The following is a 20,050-nucleotide window of genomic DNA, read 5'->3' as shown; positions in this document are numbered from 1 at the left end:
ATGATTTTTTTTACTTTTTTATTTCTTTGCAACAACGGTACCGTTGTTTTTCCAGATGCTTTTCTCCGGGATTGTACCGCGTACGCAGGATGTCGGGTACACATTGGAATCACGCCCGATGACTGTACCGGGATTCAGAACGCTGTTGCATCCTACTTCCACCCGGTCTCCCAGCATGGCGCCGATCTTTTTCAGTCCGGTTTCGATTCTTTCATCTCCGCATTTGACAACAACAAGCAGTTTGTCACTTTTCACATTGGACGTGATGGAACCGGCACCCATATGGCTTTTGTATCCCAGAATACTGTCGCCGACATAATTGTAGTGCGGAACCTGTACGTTGTCAAAAAGGATCACGTTTTTCAGCTCAGTGCTGTTGCCAACCACACAGTGATCTCCGACAAGCGCACTGCCGCGGATGAACGCACCAGGCCGGACTTCGGTTTCGTGTCCGATGATAGCGGGCGCTCCGATATAGTTGTTGGGATAAATCTTTGCATCTTTGGCAATCCAGACGTTCTCACTGACTTCATCAAACTCATCCTTGGGCAGGGTTTTGCCTAATTCGATGATAAAGTCCTTGATTTTGGCAAGTGCTTCCCAGGGATATTCAGTATTCTCCAGGATGGATGCAGCCCGGGTATGAGTCAGGTCATACAGATCTTTTGTCTTCAGCATTATTTTTTCACCTCAATCAGATGTCCGCTTTCCTTCATGGATTCAATAATATAATCAACATACTTTTCACATTCCTCGGTGCTGGTTGCCTCGCTCATCACACGAAGCACCGGCTCTGTGCCGCTCTTGCGAAGCAGGACGCGGCCTGTGTCGCCAAGCTCCTCTGTGCAGTGATTCACCGCATCCATAACTTTCTGTTCAGCCAGTGTGCCGTCTTTATCGTCCACAACTACATTTTTCAGAACCTGCGGATACATTTTGCAGGGCTCGGCCAGAACAGAGAGGGGCAGCTGTGTATCAATCATCACTTCCATCAGCATAATCGCGGTGATCAGGCCGTCGCCTGTCCGGGCATGCTTGCGGAAGATAATATGACCGCTCTGTTCACCGCCGATCAGGTGGTTATAAGCTTTCATATTCTCATAAACATATCTGTCGCCCACCGCAGTCTTCTCATAGTTGATTCCGGCCGCATCCAGCGCCTTGTAAAGGCCGAAATTACTCATGATCGTGGTTACAACCGTATTGCTCGGCAACTGGCCCTTGCTCTTCAGATACTTGGCGCAGATGTACATGATCTTGTCGCCGTTCACCTCGTTGCCGTTCTCATCCACAGCCAGGCAACGGTCAGCATCACCATCAAAAGCGAAACCAACGTCCAGCTTATTCTCTTTCACATATTCCTTCAGGGACTCAATATGTGTACTGCCGCAGTTCCGGTTGATGTTCAGGCCGTCCGGCTTATTGTGTATGACATAGGTTTTTGCGCCAAGCGCATTGAATACCGCGGGACCGATCATCCAGCTGCTGCCGTTTGAACAGTCCAGGGCCACTTTATGATCTTCAAAAGGGCGCGTGGCCAGATTGGTCAGATATCCGATATAGCGGTTTCTGCCGGTATAGAAGTCAACGGTGCATCCAATGCGGTCTTCCGCCGCAAAGGGCAGTTCTTCCGTTTTTCCGTCAATATAGTCTTCAATGGCATCCTGGAGTTCGTCATCCATCTTTTCGCCTTTTCCGTTCATCAGCTTGATGCCGTTATCATAAAAGGCGTTATGGCTTGCCGAAATCATCACGCCGCAGTCAAAATCTTCCGTTCTCGTGATATAGCTCACGCACGGAGTCGTTGTAACATGCAGCAGATAGGCGTCAGCACCGGAAGAAGTAATGCCGGCGGCCAGCGCGCTTTCATACATGTATGAGGAGCGCCGCGTATCTTTACCGATTACAATTCTTGCTTTGTCATCCAGATGCTTTTTCCCGTAATACCAGCCCAGGTATCTTCCTGTCTTGAATGCGTGTTCAGCTGTCAGAACAACGCCGGCTTTGCCGCGGAATCCATCCGTTCCGAAATATCTGCCCATTGCTTATCCTCCTTATCAGTTACATAATCTTTGTCCGAAAATTCAAAATCACCGAAAAATCAGATGTATTATAACGTCTTATTTTTGTCTTGTCAATACATGATATAGTAGACATCGAAACATCATTCCCCTAAAAGGCAATATCTTTCTTTTCTTCTTTGTTTGACTTTATTCTGATGCGTATGAGATAATATTTATACTCTTTATATCCCTCATTTTCTGAATATTCAGCACCTGACCGGGAGGTTTTTCCGATGAAGAGAGGGTTTCTGTTTACACTTACAGCCATGCTGGCTGTACTGGCAGTTGTTTTTTGTATTCTGTATATTTCGGGTAATCAGGATAAAGACCGGAAAATTGATTCCCTTTCCGCGAATATAGATACACTCTCTCAGAATGTCAGAAATCTTGAGTCTGATATTTCACTTCGCAATGGCGAAATAGAAAATCTGAACAGCGATCTCCTGGCTAAAGATGAACGGATCCATTCTCTTGAAGCGGCTTCAGCCGAAGCAGAGGTCCTCCTTTCCGATCAAAACCTTCAGCTGCAGCAGTATGAAACCGATCTTACAGACATGCAGAACCAGGTGGATGAGTATACCGCCCAGATTTCCGATCTGAACAAACAGATTGAATCCCTTTCAGCAAGCACTAAAGAACAGGCTTCCACAATACAATCACTGACTGATGATGCCGGGCAGAAAGCTTCCCTGATTGATTCACTGGAAGCCGAAATTGCCGAAAAAGAGCAGCAGATTGTATCACTCACTGACGAAGTAATCGAAAAAAAGGCAGACATCCTGTCACTTACATCAGCAACAGACTCACAGGAAAGCCTCATCAGCGAGCTGCAGGCAGAACTGGATCAAAAGGCCGAACAGATCGTTTCACTGAATAATGAGATTGTGGATAAAGCTAAACAGATTCAGGATCTGAATAATACAGTCAGTGAGAAAGCAACTGGAATTGAATCCCTTATAAGCGCAGGCGAGGAAAAAGCTGCACAAATCAACGAACTCGAATCCGCCCTGAAAGAAAAAGATGATCAGATAGACGCCCTGAAAGCTGATATGGCATTGAATGAACAGCGGATCATCTCTCTGGATAATGCCCTCACAGATCAGAAAGCCGGATTTGAAACGATCTCCGCCGAGAATGAAGGCCTGTATGCCAGAATCAGCTTGCTGGAAGCTGAGCTGGAGGAAAAAAACACCCTCATAAGCTCCCTGAATACTGTTGTGGAAGAAAAAGAACAGCAAATTCAAACGCTGGCTGAAAAAGCATCAGAAAGCACATCCGATAATGTTTTATTATCTTCGGATAATCCCGATCAGCAATCTGCCGTTCTTTTACACGAAGAGGATTCCGGGGATCACAACGCTCTGATCGCTTCCTTAAATACTGAAATTGCTGAAAAAGAACAACAGATCAAGGCATTGGAAGCTGTCATCACTGAAAAAGACTCACTTATTAACTCCTTCTCCTCCGATAATGAAGACAGGGACAGCCGGATTGCATCGCTGGAAACCAGCATTCTTGGCAAAGAGTCTCAGATCCAGACATTAACTGCTGCAATCGATGAGAAGGATTCCCGGATCAGCGAGCTTACTGAAACCATTGCTGATCTGAAAATGAATGCTGACAATATCAACACTGATGCAGCTCCGTCAGTTTCAGCAATTTCCGGACCGGACGCTGCTGATAAAACAGCCGAATCGCACAGCACTGACATTTCTGACAATGCTGAAGAGCTGAAAAACCTGAAAACTGAAGTTGAAAACAAATCCCTCATGATTTTTACACTCAACTCCGCTGTTGAAGAAAAGGATGTCCGTATTCAGACGCTGAGTGATGAACTGGAAGAAAAAAACAATCTGATTGAAACCCTTCAGGTTTCGCTTTCCGAGAAAAACACAGAGGCTGAAACCCTCACTGCGGTCGTGACCGATCAGGAAACAAAGATCAACACACAAAAAACGAATCTGTCTGATTTAGCTCAGCAGATTGAAGCGCTGAACGCAGATCTCACCTCCCGTACTGAGCAGATCAGCAGTCTGGAAAAAGATCTTTCTGATAAAGCAAAGATCATCGATACACTGCAGGCTGAGGCTGCTGAAAAGGCGCAGCAGATTGATTCCTTAACTGCAGAAGCGGCAATCCGGGCAGAGGAAATCGAAAAAAATCAGAAAGCTGAAACGGATGTACAATCACTCTCGGATGAAAACGCGTCGCTTCAGAAAAAACTGGCAGTCTATGAAAAACGGATTGAAGACCTGAAGAGCCTGTATATCAACACTTTCGTTTCTTCTTCCGGAAATTCACTTTCCCCGGACGGAAGCGAAGATGTGATCGTTGTCAAGCGGATCCGGATCAGAGATAAAAACAATCCAAACGTACACAAAAAACCGAAATTCTCTTCCCGGGTAATCGGGTTTGCAAAAGCTTCCACTGAATATGAGGTGCTGGATGTATCTGAGAACGGCTGGTATCAGATCAGGCTGGAAAACGGAAAAACCGGCTGGATTCACCCCAATGCCGGTACCTTGAACACATTTGAATTCAATTTCGATTCAACCGGTACAGAATCTGATCCGTAATACTCGGAATATGGAAAATCCTTGATTTCAGGTCATTATGATGAAAAAACGGCGTATGTTCATACGCCGTTTTTCGTGCGGTTGGCGGGACTCGAACCCGCACGCTTTATGGGCAGGGGATTTTAAGTCCCCGGTGTCTGCCATTCCACCACAACCGCATTGGACATAGTATACCATTCGACAGAAAAAAGCGTCAAGCAATTCTGTCCTTTTTACAGACCCAGAGGTTTACTTTTCGGAGTACCCGCTTTTCGCGGATAAATGGAAGCGGTATGCTGAATCTTTCTGACCGGCAGAATCATATGTTCCCATTCCCGTCCGTATACGGAGCCTTCCACCGGCATCTCAATCCGACCCCCAAGCAGATGTGCCGCCTTTCTGCCGGTTTCCAGTTCATTCTTCAGTGCAGGACCTTTCCAGCAGAGTGCACATCCGTTCACCGACACATACGGCAGCAGGTATTCACACAGAACATTCATCGGCGCCACCGCCCGCGCTGCTGCAATATCAAATTGTTCCCTCAGTTCTTTTTTTCTGGCCCCATCTTCTGCCCTGGCGTGTACAAGGGTAATGTTCTTTGTGTTGCTTTCCTCACCAACAGTCTCCAGAAAGGACAGTCTTTTCTGCTGTGAATCCAGCAGCGTTACATTCATTTCCGGGCAGGCCATTGCGAGGACAAGCCCCGGAAATCCTGCACCTGTACCGACATCAATCAGTTTTTCATTGCCTCTGATCAGGCCTGTTTTCAGCACAATCAGACTGTCAACAAAGTGCTTGTCAACAGTTTCCTCATCATCTGTTACTGCTGTCAGATCCATCCTGCTGTTCCATTCACGGAGCAGTTCCAGATACAGGTACAGCTTTTCAGGCAAATCTTCCCTGAACGGCACTTCATTCAGTTCAAGCCGCGTTTTGATTTCTTTGCTGTTCATACACTTACTCCAACGGAAGATGAAGATACTTTACTGCCCAGTATTTACACCACGAAAGCGCTTCCCTCGCATGATTCCTCAGCCAGTACTCGGGTTTGCAGGGACTGCCAAGTCCACATGCTTCGTAGCCGAGATCCTTTGCCAGCGCAAGCGCACGAGGAACGTGATAATCGCTTGTCACAATCAGGACCTTCCGAACGTCCGGAATATCCTTCAGGAGCGTCGCGGCGTTTTTCAGGTTCTGATTTGTATTGAAAGATTCCGGATCCATGAGAATATCGGTTTCCGGAATGTCTTTCGCCATCAGGTATTTTTTCATGGCTTCTGCTTCAGTGACCGGCTCATCCCTGCCCTGCGCGCCGCAGACAACAACAGGCACTGCTTTACGTCCGTATGCTTCACAGGCGGCGTCCAGCCTCCAGCTGAGCTGCACATTGGGCGTTCCGTCTTTTTTTACCTGTGCGCCGAGAACGATGATGGCATCATAACTGTCCTTTTCCGGCACAGTTGTCTGCACGCTCCTTTCATTGATACAAACATATCCGATAATGCCTGTATAAGCCACCACAGCCAGCGTAACAAGCAGAATGATGATTCTGGCCGGCAATGGCAGCAGGTGTTTTCTTTTCCTTTTCATTCTTTACCTGCCTTTTATTCTGTAATCAATGTCTCCGTGCTGAATCATGCTGTACGTCCTGTCTCCCGCCACAATAATATGATCAAGCACCAGAATGCCTACGCCATTCAGCAGTCTTTGCAGCTGAATGGTGGAAGATATATCCTCAGGGGACGGAGCGCAGGTTCCTCCCGGATGATTGTGACACAGAAGCACACTGTGTGCATTATAGTTAAGTGCTGTTTCCATGACCATCCGCGGATAGGCTGATACTTCACTCAATGAACCTTCTGATATTTTTCGTCGGCCAAGGACATTGCACTTGGCATTCAGGGAGATGACATAAAAACGTTCTGTACGTTCTCCGGCCAGGATGGAAAGACAATAATTCTCCGCTTCCCTGCTGTTGCCGATCTTCTGCGGCTCGGCCATGGCGCATCTGTGCCATACCCTGGTCAGCGGAACAACCATGCTGATCAGCGTTGCCTGCTGTTCTCCTATCCCATTTACCTGCATCAGCTGTTCAGGTCTGGCTTCCAGAACCCCTTTCAGGCTGCCGAACTGATCAAGCAGCTCATGCGCAAGCGGATTGGTATCTCCTCTGGTTTTGGAATAGAAAAGGAGGAGTTCAAGGATCTGGTGATCTTCGAAATTTTCAAATCCTTTGTCGTGAATAAACCGCTCTCTCATCCGTTCCCGATGACCGGCATGAATGTTGTCTTCCATTTTTACTCCCTCCCGTAATATCTCCAGATATCCAGGCACGCCTGTTTTTCATTGTCCCTGAGGGGTATCATGGCTCTTCGATAGATTTGTTTGATTTCTTCCTTTGTCATTTTCACCGGATGATTGCTCAGCCGTTCTGTATTTACAGAGCACGCCAGCTCCTCCAGAACAGCTTCATCAGGTACAGGCGGAATCTGCATTTCCAGATCATACAGGATGCCCTTCAGAAGCTTGGGACCCATTCTTATATCTCCAAGTCGCATCTTTGTACTCAGATCTTTCAGTATCTCCTGCATCTCTTCCTTTTCCTGCATTGATTCCCAAAGAACAGGAAGAGTCAGAAAACAGGCGTGTCCATGTGCCAGTCCCATTTTCTTCGTAAGCATATAGGACATGGCATGAGCCGCGGTTGTACGCGTAATCTGAATGGCTTTACCGCTCTGATAGCTGGCATCCAGCATCTCTTCAGCCGCATGCGGATCGCCTTCAAGATAGGCTTTCAGGTTGTCCAGCACACCGATGATCGAAAGAAACGCATTCACTTTACTGTCATCGTTTGCTCCGCGGCTCCAGTAGCTTTCGATTCCCTGGGACAGCGCATCAAGAGCGCATGACTTTTTATGATAAAGCGGCAGGGAGTCCAGCAGCGACGCATCCAGTATCACACCGTCCGGGCGGAGTGATGGATGGTTCAGGCTCACCTTGTTTCCATTGACATAAGCCACGGCAATCTGGGTAGCTTCAGAACCCGTACCTGCCGTACCCGGAACAGCGATATGCGGGCAGCTGACGGTCCCTTCCAGTCTGCCGCTGATCACATCATCTTCGGTTTTTGCATTCAGACGGGCCTTGATAGCTTTAGCGGTATCAATGCTGGATCCGCCTCCGACAGAAATCAGCCCGTCACAGTGCTCTTTAACATACAGGCCGGCTCCTTCTTGACTGTCTTTCAGGTCCGGGTTTGAATGAAATCCGGTATATACGGGTGCTGACAGCAGCCAGGGGTTTTTCTTCAGAAGAGTGCCGGTCAGCGGTTCCATACCGACAATAAGAGGCCTTTGGATACCCAGCTTCTCACATAATTCAGGAAGTCTTTTCAGGCTTTCCCTGCCCCTGATTACTTTCTGATAATCATTCATAGAGGTTTCCTCCGGTCCTTTTCATTTTCCGACGCAGAATTGTGAAAAAACCTTGTCCAGCAGTTTTTCATCCGCGCTGTCGCCGGTAATCTCGCTCAATGCAGCCTGGGCTGCCTGCAGATCTGTAGCTGCCACGTCGGGCGTAAAGGAATCCAATGTTTTTTCCGCATCTCTGAGATGTCTGACCGCCCGTCTGATTGCATCCAGGTGTCTCGGTTGTGTCACAGCCTGCTGATCTGACACCTGGACATATCCGGCCAGGAAATCCCGCAGCGGCTGCAAGCTCTCCTGATCAAGCGCTGATACTGTCATACAGGTCATATCCTTGCGAATGTCATGGATATCCGCCTCTGTAATCTTCTGCGGTAGATCCGTCTTGTTGATCACAACGGCGCCTTCTCCGTTGAAATTTCTCAGCAGCTCCACATCATCTGCGTCAAGCGGTTGCGAACCATCCAGAATGAGCAGCGATGCATCCGCTTCCCTTCTGGCTTTTTCACTTCTTGCCACGCCGATCCTCTCTACAGGATCATTGGTTTCATGGATTCCTGCCGTATCTGTCAGTTGAACCCGGAATCCATTCAGCGTCATTTCCCCGTGTACGGTATCCCTCGTGGTTCCAGGAATATTAGTTACAATCGCCCTGTCTTCGCCCAGCAAAGCGTTCAGGAGGCTGCTTTTCCCGACATTCGGTCGTCCGATCAGGGCAACCTGGAGTCCCTGGTAGATCAGCCGGGAGGCATGCTCATCCATCGCTTTCTCCAGTCCTTCGATGAGCTTTTCCAGGCCTTCCCTCAGCGATCCTGCGCCTTCTTCATCAGAGATTTCTTCCGGATAGTCTATACAGGCAGCAAGTCCAGCCTGTAATCCGTATAATTCATCTGAAAACTTCCTGACAAAGGAGGAAGCACCGCCGTTCATCTGTCTGACAGCTGCCCTGTGCTCCTGTTCTCCACGGGCAGATATCATTTCCATGACAGATTCCGCCTGGCTCAGATCCACACGTCCGTTCAGAAAAGCCCTGCGTGTAAATTCACCTGCTTCAGCCAGCCTTGCGCCGGCTTTCAGACACAGTTCCAGGGCTTTGTTGATCACATAACGGCCGCCATGCAGCTGTATTTCAGCAACGTCTTCCCGTGTATAGCTCCTGGGTGCCTTCATGATGACGGCCATACATTCATCGATGATCTGTTCACCGTCAGTCAGTTTCCCGTATACCAGTCTGTGTGATTCAGGAATATCCTGGTTTTTTCCAGCCGGTCTGAAAACGCGCATCAGGATTGCCGCTGCATCCGGACCGCTCATGCGTATAATTCCGATGCCGCCTGTTCCGGGTGCTGTGGCTATGGCAGCGATAGTATCATGCAAGCTCATCGTCATTCATCCGCCGTCCTGTCCTGCTGCTTCACCGCAGGAATCCGGTGCAGCCTTCCGATACATGCCGCCATATCGCTGTTGCGGAAAAGAGCGGTTCCCATCACAGCAACGGTAAGCCCATTGGCAGCCAGCATTTCAATATTATCTTCCCGGATCCCGCCATCTGCTTCTATTTCTCCGGTATATCCGGAATCACTCAGGAGCCGTATCTTGCCGATGACGCGCGCATCCAGTTTCTGTCCCCCAAAACCGGGTTCAACCGTCATCATCAGCACAAGATCTGTCATGTCAATATACGGCTGAATCAGTTCAATCTCCGAATTCGGTTTCAGGGCTATCCCGGCCATACGTCCGCGATTCCGGATTTTTGTCAGCATTCCCGGGATATCCGCATCAATTTCCGCATGAATGGTCAGACAGGAAGCGCCCGCGTCCAGGAACGCATCCAGCAGCGTTTCCGGATGATCCATCATCAGATGAACATCCAGCGGCAGATCGGTAACTTCCCGCAGTCTGCGGACAGTATCGACAGAATAAGCAAGATTCGGAACAAAATGAGCATCCATAATGTCCACATGAATCCAGTCACATCCGGCTTTTTCAGCTGCCCTTATTTCTTTCTCAAGGTTCAGCGGATCAGCAGCCAGTATACTGGGTGCAATCTTAATCATATCTGTCCCTCCAAACTGTTTTAGCCTCCGCAAGCAATTCTCTGTAACGTTCCAGTCTTCCAGAACTGATTTCGCCCTTTTCCGCTGCAGCAGTAACTGCGCATCCCGGTTCCCGGTCATGCAGGCATTCCCTGAATCTGCATTTTCCTTCATAAGGAGCAAATTCAGGATACCGGTTCTTCAGTTCTCCCGGATCCAGTGCATTTTCTGCTTCCAGCAGATTAAATCCCGCTGTATCCATTACGCGGATGCCGTTTTTCTCGATCAGTTCCGTATGCCTTGTTGTGTTCTTTCCCCTGGCTATTTTTCTGGAGATCGTTCCTGTTTCCAGATCCAGATCCAGCAGCGCATTCAACGTGGTACTCTTTCCGGCGCCGCTTTGACCCGTAAAGCAGCACAGTGCAGAACCCGTCAGGGCTTTCCGGAGCTGCTCCAGTCCTTTTCCGGTTTTTGCACTTATGGGAATCACCTGTATTCCGGCTGGATTGTACTCTTTTTTCATCTGTTCCGCTGTATCCGGATTCAGGTCACATTTGTTGACGACAAGCAGGATATCCATCCCCTGGGCATAAGCCCGGGATATCTGCCGGTCCACAAGCAGCAGATCCGGTTCAGGAACCGGCGCTGTCATGATCACAAGCTTTGTGACGTTTGCGACAGGCGGCCTGAGGCACTCCGTTTTACGCGGCAGTATTTCCTCCAGCCATCCATGTTCCTCTCCCTGACCCGGTGAAAACAGCACTTCGTCACCGACCAGCGGCGAAATGCCATCCCTTCTGAATTTCTTCTTGCATCGGAGCGTATATTCCTGATGTGCGCTGTCCCGAACCGTATAAAAGCTTCCGATTCCTCTGATCAGCGTACCCTTCTTCAGTGTTATATCCGCCCTGTTTGATTCATTGTTTTCATTATTGTTCATCTTTTTTACCGTTCGATTACAAAAGGTTCTTGGGGTTCATCATCCTGGTAAACCGTACAGGTATATGTCCTTTCGTCCGGCAGATTCAGCGTAATCGTCTGCTGCCTTTCCAGATCAGCAGGATACAGATGCTGATACACTTCGTATTCAACGTCTGACCCTTCTGCCTGCAGCATTACCCGGACATTGATATCCCTGTTTTCATCCATCAGCTGTATGGTAATTTCCTTGCTGGATGAATCAGTAAGATAACGGAAAACGTTGACTGAAACGATATCATCCAACATAGCATCGGTATTTTCCGCAGGAGACTGTGAAGATACCTTTCCATGTTCCTTGGCATTGCGCGTATCCACAATATTCAGCGTGGACCCTATCCGCAGCCCGGTCTGCTTCAGCAGTTCCTCAGCGTCGGCAAGGGTCATATAGGCCAGTTTGGGCACGGTGACCTTGCCGCCGCTGATTGTCAGATTCACCGCTGTCTCTTTATTTACTATCTCGCCGGCAGTCGGCTCCTGGGAAACCACTGTGTTAACTTCATAATCTCCGTTAATGGCCTTTTGTATAGTCGGAACAAGCTTCATGTCTTTAAGGATTGTTATCGCTTCTTCCACATTTCTTCCCCTCAGATCAGGCATATTCACCTGGGAGGGGCCGCTGGATACGGACAGGATAACATTGTCGCCTTTTTGCTTTGTGGCGTTTTCCTCCGGACTCTGCCTGAAAACCACATTGGCTTTTACGTCATTATTACTGAAGTACATTTCAGTAAAAGTAAGCCCTTCCCTTGTGAGGATTTCTTCAGCCTCCCTCACGTCCATACCGATCACAAAAGGTACCGTTGTTGTGGTCACAACCCTCCGGAATATTGCTGTTATGCCGAAATACAGTCCTGTAACCAGCAAAAGTCCGAGAAGCACCGTTGTCACCGCGGTCCTTGTTTTCCGTCTTTTTTCATTTCCGATGCGGTTCCTTCCCGTATCAGGATTGGTTCTGATGTTTTCGTCCTTGATCTGGGGCTTCGGCTGCTGAACCTCAAATTCCTTGACAGGGAACGCCTGTCTTTCCGGTCTGTTCTCCAGTGCCAGACGGATGTCCGCAGCCATATCTCTGGCGGTCTGATACCTCAGCGCCGGATTCTTTTCCATTGCTTTCATACAGACCCGCACCAGGGCCGGAGGAACGTCGGGAGCCAGGTTCTGTATCGGAATAGGCGTGGCATGCAGATGCTGCATGGCAACCGCTACAGGATTATCTCCGTCATAAGGAACCCGCCCAGTCAGCATTTCATAAAGGACAATTCCTGTTGAATAGATATCGCTGGTCGCATTGGCCCCTTCTCCGCGTGCCTGTTCAGGTGAAAAATAGTGAACAGACCCCATGACGTTATCGCCTTTGGTCAGCGTGGAGCTGTTTGCGATACGGGCAATACCGAAGTCTGCCACTTTAATATGCCCGTCTGCGTGAACCAGGATATTCTGCGGTTTGATATCACGGTGCACAATACCGTTTCGGTGCGCATGCTCAAGAGCACTCAGGATACGGATTGCAATCTGGCCTGCAAGAGCAGGATTCAGTTTGCCGCGTTCCTGAATAACGCTTTTCAGCGTCTTTCCCTGAACATATTCCATAACCAGGTATCGGTTATCCCCATCCATACCGACATCCAGCAGATTTACAATATTATGATGGGTCATCTTGCTGGCCGCTTCCGCCTCACGCTGGAAACGTCCGATGAACTCACTGTCTTCGTTATATTCCGGGCGCAGAACCTTTACTGCGACGTTGTGTCCGGTTCTCAGGTCCACAGCACGGTATACAATGGCCATACCGCCCATGCCGATCTGTTCTGTAAGCCGGTATCTGTTTGCCAGTATCTTTTCTTTCACTGCGGAGTCACCTCCTCCGCGGTTTCTCCTTCAGCTGATGGTTCTGCTTTTTCCTCTTCATCTGTCTCTGCCGGTTTTTCCGCACAGGTAATACATTCCGTATCATCCTGTATAAGCACGAGTGAGATATTATCCTTTCCGCCGCCCCTCAAGGCTGCCTGCAGAAGTTCCTCTGCTGCTTCCTCCAGGTTTTCCCCGGCCATCAGGCTGATCAGTTCTTCCGTGCTGACCATACCATGAAGCCCGTCGGAACACACAAGCCAACGGTCGCCTTTTCTGCGGTCATGTGTGTACATGTCGAGTTCTATATTCGCCTCTGTGCCCACAGCCCGCGTAATATAATTTCGCATCGGATGACAGGCGGCCTGTTCTTCAGTAAGTACGCCTTTCCGAACCATATCGGCTACCATGGAATGATCATTGGTGATTTGTGTCAGCACACCGTCCCGGAATAAATACGCCCTGCTGTCGCCAACCTGTCCGATCAGCATTTCTTCCTTCGTCGGCCACAGAACGGTCAATGTTGTTCCCATTCCGGATAAGGAAGAATTACCTTCCTGCTGTTCCCACAGTTCCCGGTTCACTTTCTGTACGGCCTCTTCCAGCTTTGCCCTTCCCGGTTTACTGTCCTTCGTTTCGCGCAACAAACCGTCCCGCAGTCCAGCAGATGCGATTTCACCGCCTTTATGGCCTCCCATACCGTCCGCAACCCCGGCCAGTCCGTTTCCAAGAATCACTGCGTCCTGATTGTTTTTACGCAGCCGGCCGACGTCTGTGCGCCAGGCGCAGGAAAGCACACCCTGTTCCTCGGAGAAGTCAACGGACATCACCGGTGTTTCTTCAATCTGCGTTTTTTCGGTTTCAATGGCTTTGGGTTCTTCTCTTTCAATCCCCCGCATCCGTTGAATAACTGTTCCTTTCAGGTTGAACTTGCGCATCTGTCCTTACTCTCCCTTTGAGCTGTTTATTGTCTTTCTGCGCAGCTGGCCGCATGCGCCTTCTATGTCATCGCCCATTTCCCGTCTGCGGGTTGCGGAAATATTATTGTCCTGAAGGATTTTCAGGAATCTCCTGACCTTATCCTCGGAAATTCCTTTCATATCCCGTTCTTCCACGATGTTCAGCGGAATCAGGTTCACGTGGCACTGCATTCCCCGCAGGATGGATGCAAGTTCCTTTGCCTGTTCTTCCCCTGCATTGACGCCGTCAGAAAGAGCATATTCAAAGATCACCCGCCGTCCGGTTTTCCGGATATAATTCCTGCACGCTTCCAGGATTTCAGGAATGGACCATGTATATGCAACAGGCATGGTCATTTTCCGGATCTCATCATTGGACGCATGCAGGGATACGCAGAGCGTCACGGGAAGATTTTCCTCGGCAAGCTGGTACATCTTCGGCACAATCCCGCAGGTAGACAGCGATACATTCCGAATACTGAGCCGTATCCCTTCTTCTTCCCGCAGAAGTCTCAGGAACCGGATGACATTGTCATAATTGTCAAGCGGTTCTCCGCTTCCCATCAGCACAACATGGCTGACCCGTATATCTTCCGGAGACAGATAACGGTTCGCACAAAGAACCTCCCCCAGCATTTCTCCTGCGGTGAGATCCCTGACCCTGCCTTCCAGCGTGGAGGCACAGAACCTGCATCCCATACGGCAGCCAACCTGTGTGGATATACACAGGCTGACGCCGTATTTATACCTCATCAGTACGCCTTCCACACAGTTTCCGTCCTTCAGTGCATAAAGAAACTTCACGGTACCGTCCAGCGGACTTTTACGCTGCAGGCGGATACTGACAGGCTGTGCAACCGCTTCCTGCTGCAGTTTCCCGCGCATGGCAGCAGGCAGATTGGTCATTTCCTCAAAATCCGCCCCCTGATGGATCCACCGGAAAATCTGCTTTCCCCGGAATGCCGGATATCCCTGGTCCTTGACCCACGTGGTTATTTCATCGCAGGTCATACCGGTCAGTTCAGTCATCTTTTCTCCTCATTCTGATCAGGTAGAAACCTTCCAGTCCGTCCCTGTGCTCCAGCAGCTGAAGTCCCATGCTGTACCTGCTCCGGTATTTTTCCGGAACGCTCATGGGAAGGGCTGCCTTTTCAAACTCAGGATGTCTTTCCAGGAAACGTTCCGCCCGATGCTCGTTCTCGTCCTTCAGGATGGAACATGTGGAATACACCAGCGTTCCGCCGGGTTTCACATAAGCGGAAACTGTATCCAGCAGCCGTTCCTGCAGTTCTGTCAGCTCCTTCACGCTTTCTTCCGTCACCCGCAGTTTCAGGTCCGGTTTCTGGGCCATGAATCCCAGCCCGGAACATGGTGCGTCAAGCAGTACTGCATCCATTGTGCCTGTCAGATCTTCCCGAAGCCGGCAGGCATCCCGCACCATGGGTCGGATATTTTCAAGTCCCAGTCTTCTGGCCTGTGCTTCAATCAGCGCAACCCTGTGTTCATGTATATCCCAGGCCTGAATTCGTCCGGTACCTCCCATCAGTTCGGCAAGATAACATGTTTTTCCGCCCGGTGCGGCACAGCAGTCAAGGATCTGCTGTCCCCGCTTCACTCCCATGGCAAGGCAGGCAAGCATGCTTCCGCCGCTCTGAATGGAATAATTACCTGCCAGATAATCCGCATCCCGCGATATATCCATCGCTCCGGTAATTTTCCAGGCATGAGGCAGTTCTGTTTTCTCTTTCTTCCAGATTTTTTTGCCCAGCAGTTTTTCAAATTCGGCATCATCCAGCCGGGTAAGATTCGGACGCAGCGTCCATCCATCTTCCAGATTGCGGTATGAAAGAATTGATTCTGCTTCCTCTCCGTAATCAGCTTTCAGCCTTTTCCAGATCCACTCCGGAACGCTGTAACGGATCGAAGCGGCTTTATCCGGTTCCTTTTCTGCATCAGGCATCACAAGTTCTTCTTTTTTCCGGATCAGATTCCTCAGGATACCGTTGCAGACCCCTTTCAGTCCGGGCATACCCAGCTCTGTGCACAGCTGTACACAGAGATTGGTTGCAGCGCTCTCCGGAATCCGGTCTTCCAGCAGGATCTGACATGCGCCAAGACGCAGAATATTGATCAGCTTGATGTCCGTATCCGGTTTCGCCATCACCTGTGCCAGGGCCCAGTCCAGATAAATCAGATGATCCAGCGTGTCATATACGAGTCTGGATACAAGTCTGCGGTCTGAGTTTCCGAGCCCGCATCCTTTCAGTTCCGCGTCCAGAGCCAATGCGGCGTAAGCGCCGTCTTCCGTCACTTTCCGGATAACCTTCAGTGCGATCCTTCTGGCTGCCAGCCCTTCCATGGTTCTCTGTTCCTTCATTGCATATCCTCTTTCAGATTTGTCCCCTCCGGAATGCCGTGACCCCGCAGGTAGTCTTCAGCTCTCATGCGTTTTCCGCCGGGTGCCTGCACTTCCAGGATTCTTACAGCACCCTGTCCGCAGGCAATGATCAGCCCGTTTTTCGGATCCGCTTTGATCACTGTACCGGCTTCACCGGCTCCTTCACAGTTCACAGCCCGGAGCAGTTTCAGCCTTTCTCCCTGAACCGGTACGCTGACACAGGGCCAGGGATTCAGTCCGTTTATTCTTCCGCGGACCAGATTGTGATCCTCTGCAAAATCGGCAATCCCCATCGTCTTTTCCAGCATGGGATCGTAGGTCATCTCATCATGCTTCTGTGGATATCTTACCAGTGTCCCTGCCTCCAGCTGGCGGACTGTGCGGATCAGAAGATCCGCTCCGATCCGGCTCAGCCGTTCAGTCAGCTCCCCACAGGTTTCGCTCTCTCCGATCTCTGTGTTCTCCTGAAGCAGCATATCACCTGTATCGATCCCGGCGTCCATGAACATGGTTGTCACGCCTGCCAGTCTGTCACCGTTCATGATGGCATAGGCAATCGGTGCGGCTCCCCGGTGTTTCGGAAGCAGGGATGCATGTACGTTGATATTGCCCAGGGGCGGAATATCCAGAATCTCCTGGCTCAGAATCTGGCCAAATGCAGCTGTCACGCAGAGATCCGGCTTCAGGTTCTTCAGATCTTCCACGCCTGTTTTTCGGATCCGTTCAGGCTGAAATACCGGAATGCCTGCTTGCTCTGCAGCAATCTTTACGGGCCCCGGAACAGTCTTTTTGCCGCGCCCCTTCGGGCGGTCGGGCTGCGTAAACACACCGGCAATCTCATATCCTTCCCGGATCAGAGCCTTCAGTGGCTCCACAGCAAACTCCGGCGTGCCCATAAAAACAATTCTCACTGTTCGCCATCCTCCGGAATATGTCCCTGAATTTCCTCTTCTGTCAGTTCACGATCCATGACGTCAATATAAAGTGTTCCGTCCAGATGATCGAGTTCATGGCAGATCGCCCTTGCCTCAAACCCCTCGGTTTCCAGCTCATAGCTGTCCCCGTTTTTGTCCTGGAAACGGACCTTGATCTTCATCGGACGAGTCACAACGCCCTGTCTTCCCGGTACGCTCAGACAGCCTTCCCGGCCCGTCTGCTCGCCTTCCCGCTCAACAATCTCAGGATTGACCATTTCCAGCAGCCCGCTGTGGTCTTCTGTAACATCCACCACGGCAATTCTGCGCAGGATACCCACCTGCGGGGCAGCAAGGCCGACGCCTTCAGCCTTGTACATCGTGTCAGCCATATCCTTCAGGAGCGTTGCAAGCCGTTTGTCAAATTTCTCCTGTGGCTTGCAATGCTTTCTCAGTGCGTCATCTCCCAGGGTAACAATTTTCCGAATCGCCATTTTCTCTCTGCCTTTCCTTACATGCTTTTTCTGTAAACTGAACGATTTTACACCTGATATTCTTTCCTCACATCATGGTTGTCGGATTTACCTCGAACCAGACTTCAGCGTTTTCATATTCTTCCCTTGACAGTTCATTCATTGCCGCAATCATCTCGTCAGCTTCCCGGCTGACAAGAAGCTTCATCAGCACGTGCCTGCGGTTTTTTCCGCGCAGCACTTTGACGCTCGGTGCGTCGTTTGAAATCAGCAGCAGCTTTTTCTGCCATTCCGGATGCGCTTCCAGCATTTTCCGTGTCCCCTGTTCAATCCGGTTTGCCGCAGCCAACGCTGCATCTTCGGAAACACTTTCAGTCAGGAATCTGACAAGCAGCGTAAAGGGCGGATATAAACCGTGCCTGCGCCTGCGGAACTCATCTTCAAAGAAAGATCTGTAATCCTGCCCGGCGGCGTATCCGATCACAGGATCTTCCGGCTTGTAGGTCTGTATAATAACCCGTCCCGGTCTTTCGCCGCGCCCCGCTCTTCCCGCCACCTGGGTCAGCAGCTGGAAAGTTCTTTCGCGGCTCCGGTAGTCCGGAAGGTTCAGCGTCATATCTGCCGCAACCACGCCGACAAGCGTTACCTTGGGAAAATCCAGTCCCTTGGCAATCATCTGGGTACCGATCAATACGCGTGCCCTTCCGCTGCGGAATTCCTCCAGGATCCTGCCGTGCCCGTCTTTGCCTCCTGTCGTGTCGTAGTCCATCCTGACGGTTGTCACTCCCGGCAGCAGCTTATGGACCTCTTCCTCCACCTTCTGGGTTCCCGCCCCGAAATACCGGATATACTTCCCGCCGCATTCGGGACATATTGCCGGCGGTTTCATCATCTGTCCGCAATAGTGGCACCGCAGCAGGCCGTCCGTACTGGCCATATGGTATGTCATACTGATATCGCAGTTCGGGCATTTCACCACATAGCCGCATGTCCGGCAGCTGACAAACGAGTTGTATCCCCGTCGGTTCATCAGCAGCATGGCCTGTTCACCCCGGGCGGAACAATCTTTCAGCGCTTTTCGCAGGGCTCCGCTGAGCACTGTGCGGTTTCCGTTTTCAAGTTCCTCCCGCATATCGATGATCTCAACTTCCGGCAGTGGCCGGTTCATTACACGCCGCGGCATTTCCAGCAGCATATAATCGCCCCGTCTCGCCCTGGCGAAACTGAGGATGCTGGGAGTGGCGCTTGCCAGCACAAGTGTCGCATTCTCCCTGTCGCATCGTTTGCGTGCAACTTCCCGGGCATCATACTGCGGATGATGATCGTTCAGATAGGTGCTTTCATGTTCCTCGTCGACAACGATCAGTCCGAGATCCCTTGCCGGTGAAAAAACAGCGCTTCTTGCACCGATAACCACCCGTGCGTCTCCCCGCCTGATCCGACGCCATTCGTCAAAGCGCTCGCCGGGGCTGAGTCGGGAATGAATCACAGCGGCCACCGGACCAAACCGGCTCCTGAACCAGGAAACCATCTGCGGTGTAAGCGCAATTTCAGGCACAAGAATAATCGCGCTTCTTCCGTAATTCAAAGCACTGCGTACTGCCGCCATGAAAACTTCCGTTTTCCCGCTTCCCGTCACTCCGTGAAGCAGGAACCTTCCACCTTTTCCGTTCAGGCAGGGCAGGATTTCTTCCAGTGCCTCCTCCTGTCCGGGCGTCAGCGTGAAACCCGGATCTTCCGGCTGTTCAAAAACATTTCCGGGGGTACGAAGCATTTCCTCGCTTTCCAGTCTGATCATGCCGTCCGCGGCCAGCTTTTTCAATGCTTCGTTCGGATCCTTTACAAGGGAGGTTATTTCCTTCACTGTATGAATGTTTTCGTCGGCAAGGAATCTCAGCAAAGCCGCCCGTTTAGGGCTGCGTTTTTCCCTTTCCGCCGCTGACAGGGCTTCTTCCCTCGTTACATTCAGGCAGGCTGTCCGTTCGGTTTTGACGTGTACCCTGCCGCCTCTCATCTGGGCGGGCAGCATCAGGCGCAGCGTTTCCGCCAGCGGGCAGTGGGCTTCCCGGGCCATTTCTTCCGCCAGGTTCATCAGCTCCGGCGGGATTGCCGCATACTCCTCCAGCGGTTCGATAACATTCCTGATCCTGTTAGCTTCAAGCTCGCATTGCTCCGTCAGGCTGAGGACGATTCCTTCCTTCTGAAGCCGGCCGAAAGGCACACTCACCCGTTGTCCCGGCTGCAGCTGCATTCCCTCCGGAATCCGGTAAGTAAAGGGGCTTGCCACGTTCTCGTGAACGATGTCGATGATCACCTGACAAAACACCCTTTTCCCTCCTTTTCGGGTAAAATATACCATCTTTTATTATATCGTTTTTTATCCCTCAAAACAAGTAAA

The 20,050-nt window shown here is 50.5% G+C and carries 17 protein-coding genes and 1 tRNA gene; 1 reads left to right on the top strand and 17 read right to left on the bottom strand.

Features of this window, described 5'->3' with window-relative positions; all coding sequences use genetic code 11:
• Window positions 1–18: 18 nt before the first annotated feature.
• Together JYE49_RS04170 and glmM are read right to left on the bottom strand one after the other, a co-directional pair.
• Window positions 19–678, bottom strand: a complete 660-nt coding sequence (locus tag JYE49_RS04170; protein ID WP_093956204.1) for an acyltransferase — start codon at window positions 676–678, stop codon at window positions 19–21.
• The gene (gene glmM, locus JYE49_RS04165; protein WP_093956203.1) at window positions 678–2,042 is read right to left on the bottom strand and encodes a phosphoglucosamine mutase; all 1,365 of its coding nucleotides are present in this window, start codon (window positions 2,040–2,042) and stop codon (window positions 678–680) included. The genes JYE49_RS04170 and glmM overlap by 1 nt, the downstream gene beginning before the upstream one ends.
• A 254-nt stretch (window positions 2,043–2,296) precedes the next feature.
• On the opposite strand from glmM, the gene JYE49_RS04160 reads away from it, so the two are divergent.
• Window positions 2,297–4,639, top strand: a complete 2,343-nt coding sequence (locus JYE49_RS04160) for an SH3 domain-containing protein (protein ID WP_093956202.1) — start codon at window positions 2,297–2,299, stop codon at window positions 4,637–4,639.
• Between the two features lie 76 nt (window positions 4,640–4,715).
• Here JYE49_RS04160 and JYE49_RS04155 read toward each other — a convergent pair.
• From JYE49_RS04155 to priA, 15 genes are all read right to left on the bottom strand, one after another.
• A tRNA-Leu gene (locus JYE49_RS04155) sits at window positions 4,716–4,797 on the bottom strand.
• A 54-nt stretch (window positions 4,798–4,851) separates the two neighbouring features.
• On the bottom strand, window positions 4,852–5,571 hold the full coding sequence (rsmG, locus tag JYE49_RS04150) for a 16S rRNA (guanine(527)-N(7))-methyltransferase RsmG (RefSeq protein ID WP_093956201.1): 720 nt from the start codon (window positions 5,569–5,571) through the stop codon (window positions 4,852–4,854).
• Window positions 5,572–5,575: 4 nt separating this feature from the next.
• Window positions 5,576–6,208 (bottom strand): YdcF family protein, encoded by a 633-nt coding sequence (locus JYE49_RS04145; RefSeq protein WP_093956200.1) that lies wholly within the window; start codon window positions 6,206–6,208, stop codon window positions 5,576–5,578.
• A gap of 3 nt (window positions 6,209–6,211) precedes the next feature.
• Complete coding sequence (locus JYE49_RS04140) at window positions 6,212–6,913, bottom strand: JAB domain-containing protein (RefSeq protein ID WP_093956199.1); 702 nt, start codon at window positions 6,911–6,913, stop codon at window positions 6,212–6,214.
• A gap of 2 nt (window positions 6,914–6,915) precedes the next feature.
• The gene (locus tag JYE49_RS04135) at window positions 6,916–8,052 is read right to left on the bottom strand and encodes a phosphonoacetaldehyde reductase (protein ID WP_093956198.1); all 1,137 of its coding nucleotides are present in this window, start codon (window positions 8,050–8,052) and stop codon (window positions 6,916–6,918) included.
• A 21-nt stretch (window positions 8,053–8,073) separates the two neighbouring features.
• On the bottom strand, window positions 8,074–9,432 hold the full coding sequence (mnmE, locus tag JYE49_RS04130; protein ID WP_093956197.1) for a tRNA uridine-5-carboxymethylaminomethyl(34) synthesis GTPase MnmE: 1,359 nt from the start codon (window positions 9,430–9,432) through the stop codon (window positions 8,074–8,076).
• The gene (rpe, locus tag JYE49_RS04125; protein WP_179217208.1) at window positions 9,429–10,100 is read right to left on the bottom strand and encodes a ribulose-phosphate 3-epimerase; all 672 of its coding nucleotides are present in this window, start codon (window positions 10,098–10,100) and stop codon (window positions 9,429–9,431) included. The genes mnmE and rpe overlap by 4 nt, the downstream gene beginning before the upstream one ends.
• Window positions 10,093–11,019 carry a ribosome small subunit-dependent GTPase A gene (gene rsgA, locus JYE49_RS04120; RefSeq protein WP_093956195.1) on the bottom strand — a complete coding sequence of 309 codons (927 nt, stop codon included), beginning with the start codon at window positions 11,017–11,019 and terminating at the stop codon, window positions 10,093–10,095. Before rsgA ends, rpe begins: the two co-directional genes overlap by 8 nt.
• 5 nt (window positions 11,020–11,024) lie before the next feature.
• Window positions 11,025–12,908, bottom strand: coding sequence for a Stk1 family PASTA domain-containing Ser/Thr kinase (pknB, locus tag JYE49_RS04115; RefSeq protein WP_093956194.1), 1,884 nt, complete (start codon window positions 12,906–12,908; stop codon window positions 11,025–11,027).
• Window positions 12,905–13,846, bottom strand: a complete 942-nt coding sequence (locus tag JYE49_RS04110) for a Stp1/IreP family PP2C-type Ser/Thr phosphatase (RefSeq protein WP_093956193.1) — start codon at window positions 13,844–13,846, stop codon at window positions 12,905–12,907. Before JYE49_RS04110 ends, pknB begins: the two co-directional genes overlap by 4 nt.
• Before the next feature lie 6 nt (window positions 13,847–13,852).
• Window positions 13,853–14,896 carry a dual-specificity RNA methyltransferase RlmN gene (gene rlmN, locus JYE49_RS04105; RefSeq protein ID WP_093956192.1) on the bottom strand — a complete coding sequence of 348 codons (1,044 nt, stop codon included), beginning with the start codon at window positions 14,894–14,896 and terminating at the stop codon, window positions 13,853–13,855.
• On the bottom strand, window positions 14,889–16,244 hold the full coding sequence (gene rsmB, locus JYE49_RS04100) for a 16S rRNA (cytosine(967)-C(5))-methyltransferase RsmB (protein ID WP_093956191.1): 1,356 nt from the start codon (window positions 16,242–16,244) through the stop codon (window positions 14,889–14,891). Before rsmB ends, rlmN begins: the two co-directional genes overlap by 8 nt.
• On the bottom strand, window positions 16,241–17,176 hold the full coding sequence (fmt, locus tag JYE49_RS04095; protein WP_093956190.1) for a methionyl-tRNA formyltransferase: 936 nt from the start codon (window positions 17,174–17,176) through the stop codon (window positions 16,241–16,243). Before fmt ends, rsmB begins: the two co-directional genes overlap by 4 nt.
• The gene (def, locus tag JYE49_RS04090; protein ID WP_093956189.1) at window positions 17,173–17,673 is read right to left on the bottom strand and encodes a peptide deformylase; all 501 of its coding nucleotides are present in this window, start codon (window positions 17,671–17,673) and stop codon (window positions 17,173–17,175) included. The genes fmt and def overlap by 4 nt, the downstream gene beginning before the upstream one ends.
• A gap of 67 nt (window positions 17,674–17,740) precedes the next feature.
• A complete protein-coding gene (gene priA, locus JYE49_RS04085; protein WP_179217207.1) occupies window positions 17,741–19,978 on the bottom strand; it encodes a replication restart helicase PriA in 2,238 nt (745 codons plus the stop codon).
• Window positions 19,979–20,050: the final 72 nt, after the last annotated feature.

The sequence above is a fragment of the Aristaeella hokkaidonensis genome (assembly GCF_018128945.1).
Taxonomy (GTDB): domain Bacteria; phylum Bacillota; class Clostridia; order Christensenellales; family Aristaeellaceae; genus Aristaeella; species Aristaeella hokkaidonensis.
This window is presented reverse-complemented; position numbering and strand designations above follow the sequence as displayed.

What these genes read in the sequence shown, in the direction of transcription:
- JYE49_RS04170 (WP_093956204.1), bottom strand. Translation starts at nt 678, where the DNA reads ATGCTGAAGACAAAAGATCTGTATGACCTGACTCATACCCGGGCTGCA.
- glmM (WP_093956203.1), bottom strand. Translation starts at nt 2,042, where the DNA reads ATGGGCAGATATTTCGGAACGGATGGATTCCGCGGCAAAGCCGGCGTT.
- JYE49_RS04160 (WP_093956202.1), top strand. Translation starts at nt 2,297, where the DNA reads ATGAAGAGAGGGTTTCTGTTTACACTTACAGCCATGCTGGCTGTACTG.
- rsmG (WP_093956201.1), bottom strand. Translation starts at nt 5,571, where the DNA reads ATGAACAGCAAAGAAATCAAAACGCGGCTTGAACTGAATGAAGTGCCG.
- JYE49_RS04145 (WP_093956200.1), bottom strand. Translation starts at nt 6,208, where the DNA reads ATGAAAAGGAAAAGAAAACACCTGCTGCCATTGCCGGCCAGAATCATC.
- JYE49_RS04140 (WP_093956199.1), bottom strand. Translation starts at nt 6,913, where the DNA reads ATGGAAGACAACATTCATGCCGGTCATCGGGAACGGATGAGAGAGCGG.
- JYE49_RS04135 (WP_093956198.1), bottom strand. Translation starts at nt 8,052, where the DNA reads ATGAATGATTATCAGAAAGTAATCAGGGGCAGGGAAAGCCTGAAAAGA.
- mnmE (WP_093956197.1), bottom strand. Translation starts at nt 9,432, where the DNA reads ATGACGATGAGCTTGCATGATACTATCGCTGCCATAGCCACAGCACCC.
- rpe (WP_179217208.1), bottom strand. Translation starts at nt 10,100, where the DNA reads ATGATTAAGATTGCACCCAGTATACTGGCTGCTGATCCGCTGAACCTT.
- rsgA (WP_093956195.1), bottom strand. Translation starts at nt 11,019, where the DNA reads ATGAACAATAATGAAAACAATGAATCAAACAGGGCGGATATAACACTG.
- JYE49_RS04110 (WP_093956193.1), bottom strand. Translation starts at nt 13,846, where the DNA reads ATGCGCAAGTTCAACCTGAAAGGAACAGTTATTCAACGGATGCGGGGG.
- rlmN (WP_093956192.1), bottom strand. Translation starts at nt 14,896, where the DNA reads ATGACTGAACTGACCGGTATGACCTGCGATGAAATAACCACGTGGGTC.
- rsmB (WP_093956191.1), bottom strand. Translation starts at nt 16,244, where the DNA reads ATGAAGGAACAGAGAACCATGGAAGGGCTGGCAGCCAGAAGGATCGCA.
- def (WP_093956189.1), bottom strand. Translation starts at nt 17,673, where the DNA reads ATGGCGATTCGGAAAATTGTTACCCTGGGAGATGACGCACTGAGAAAG.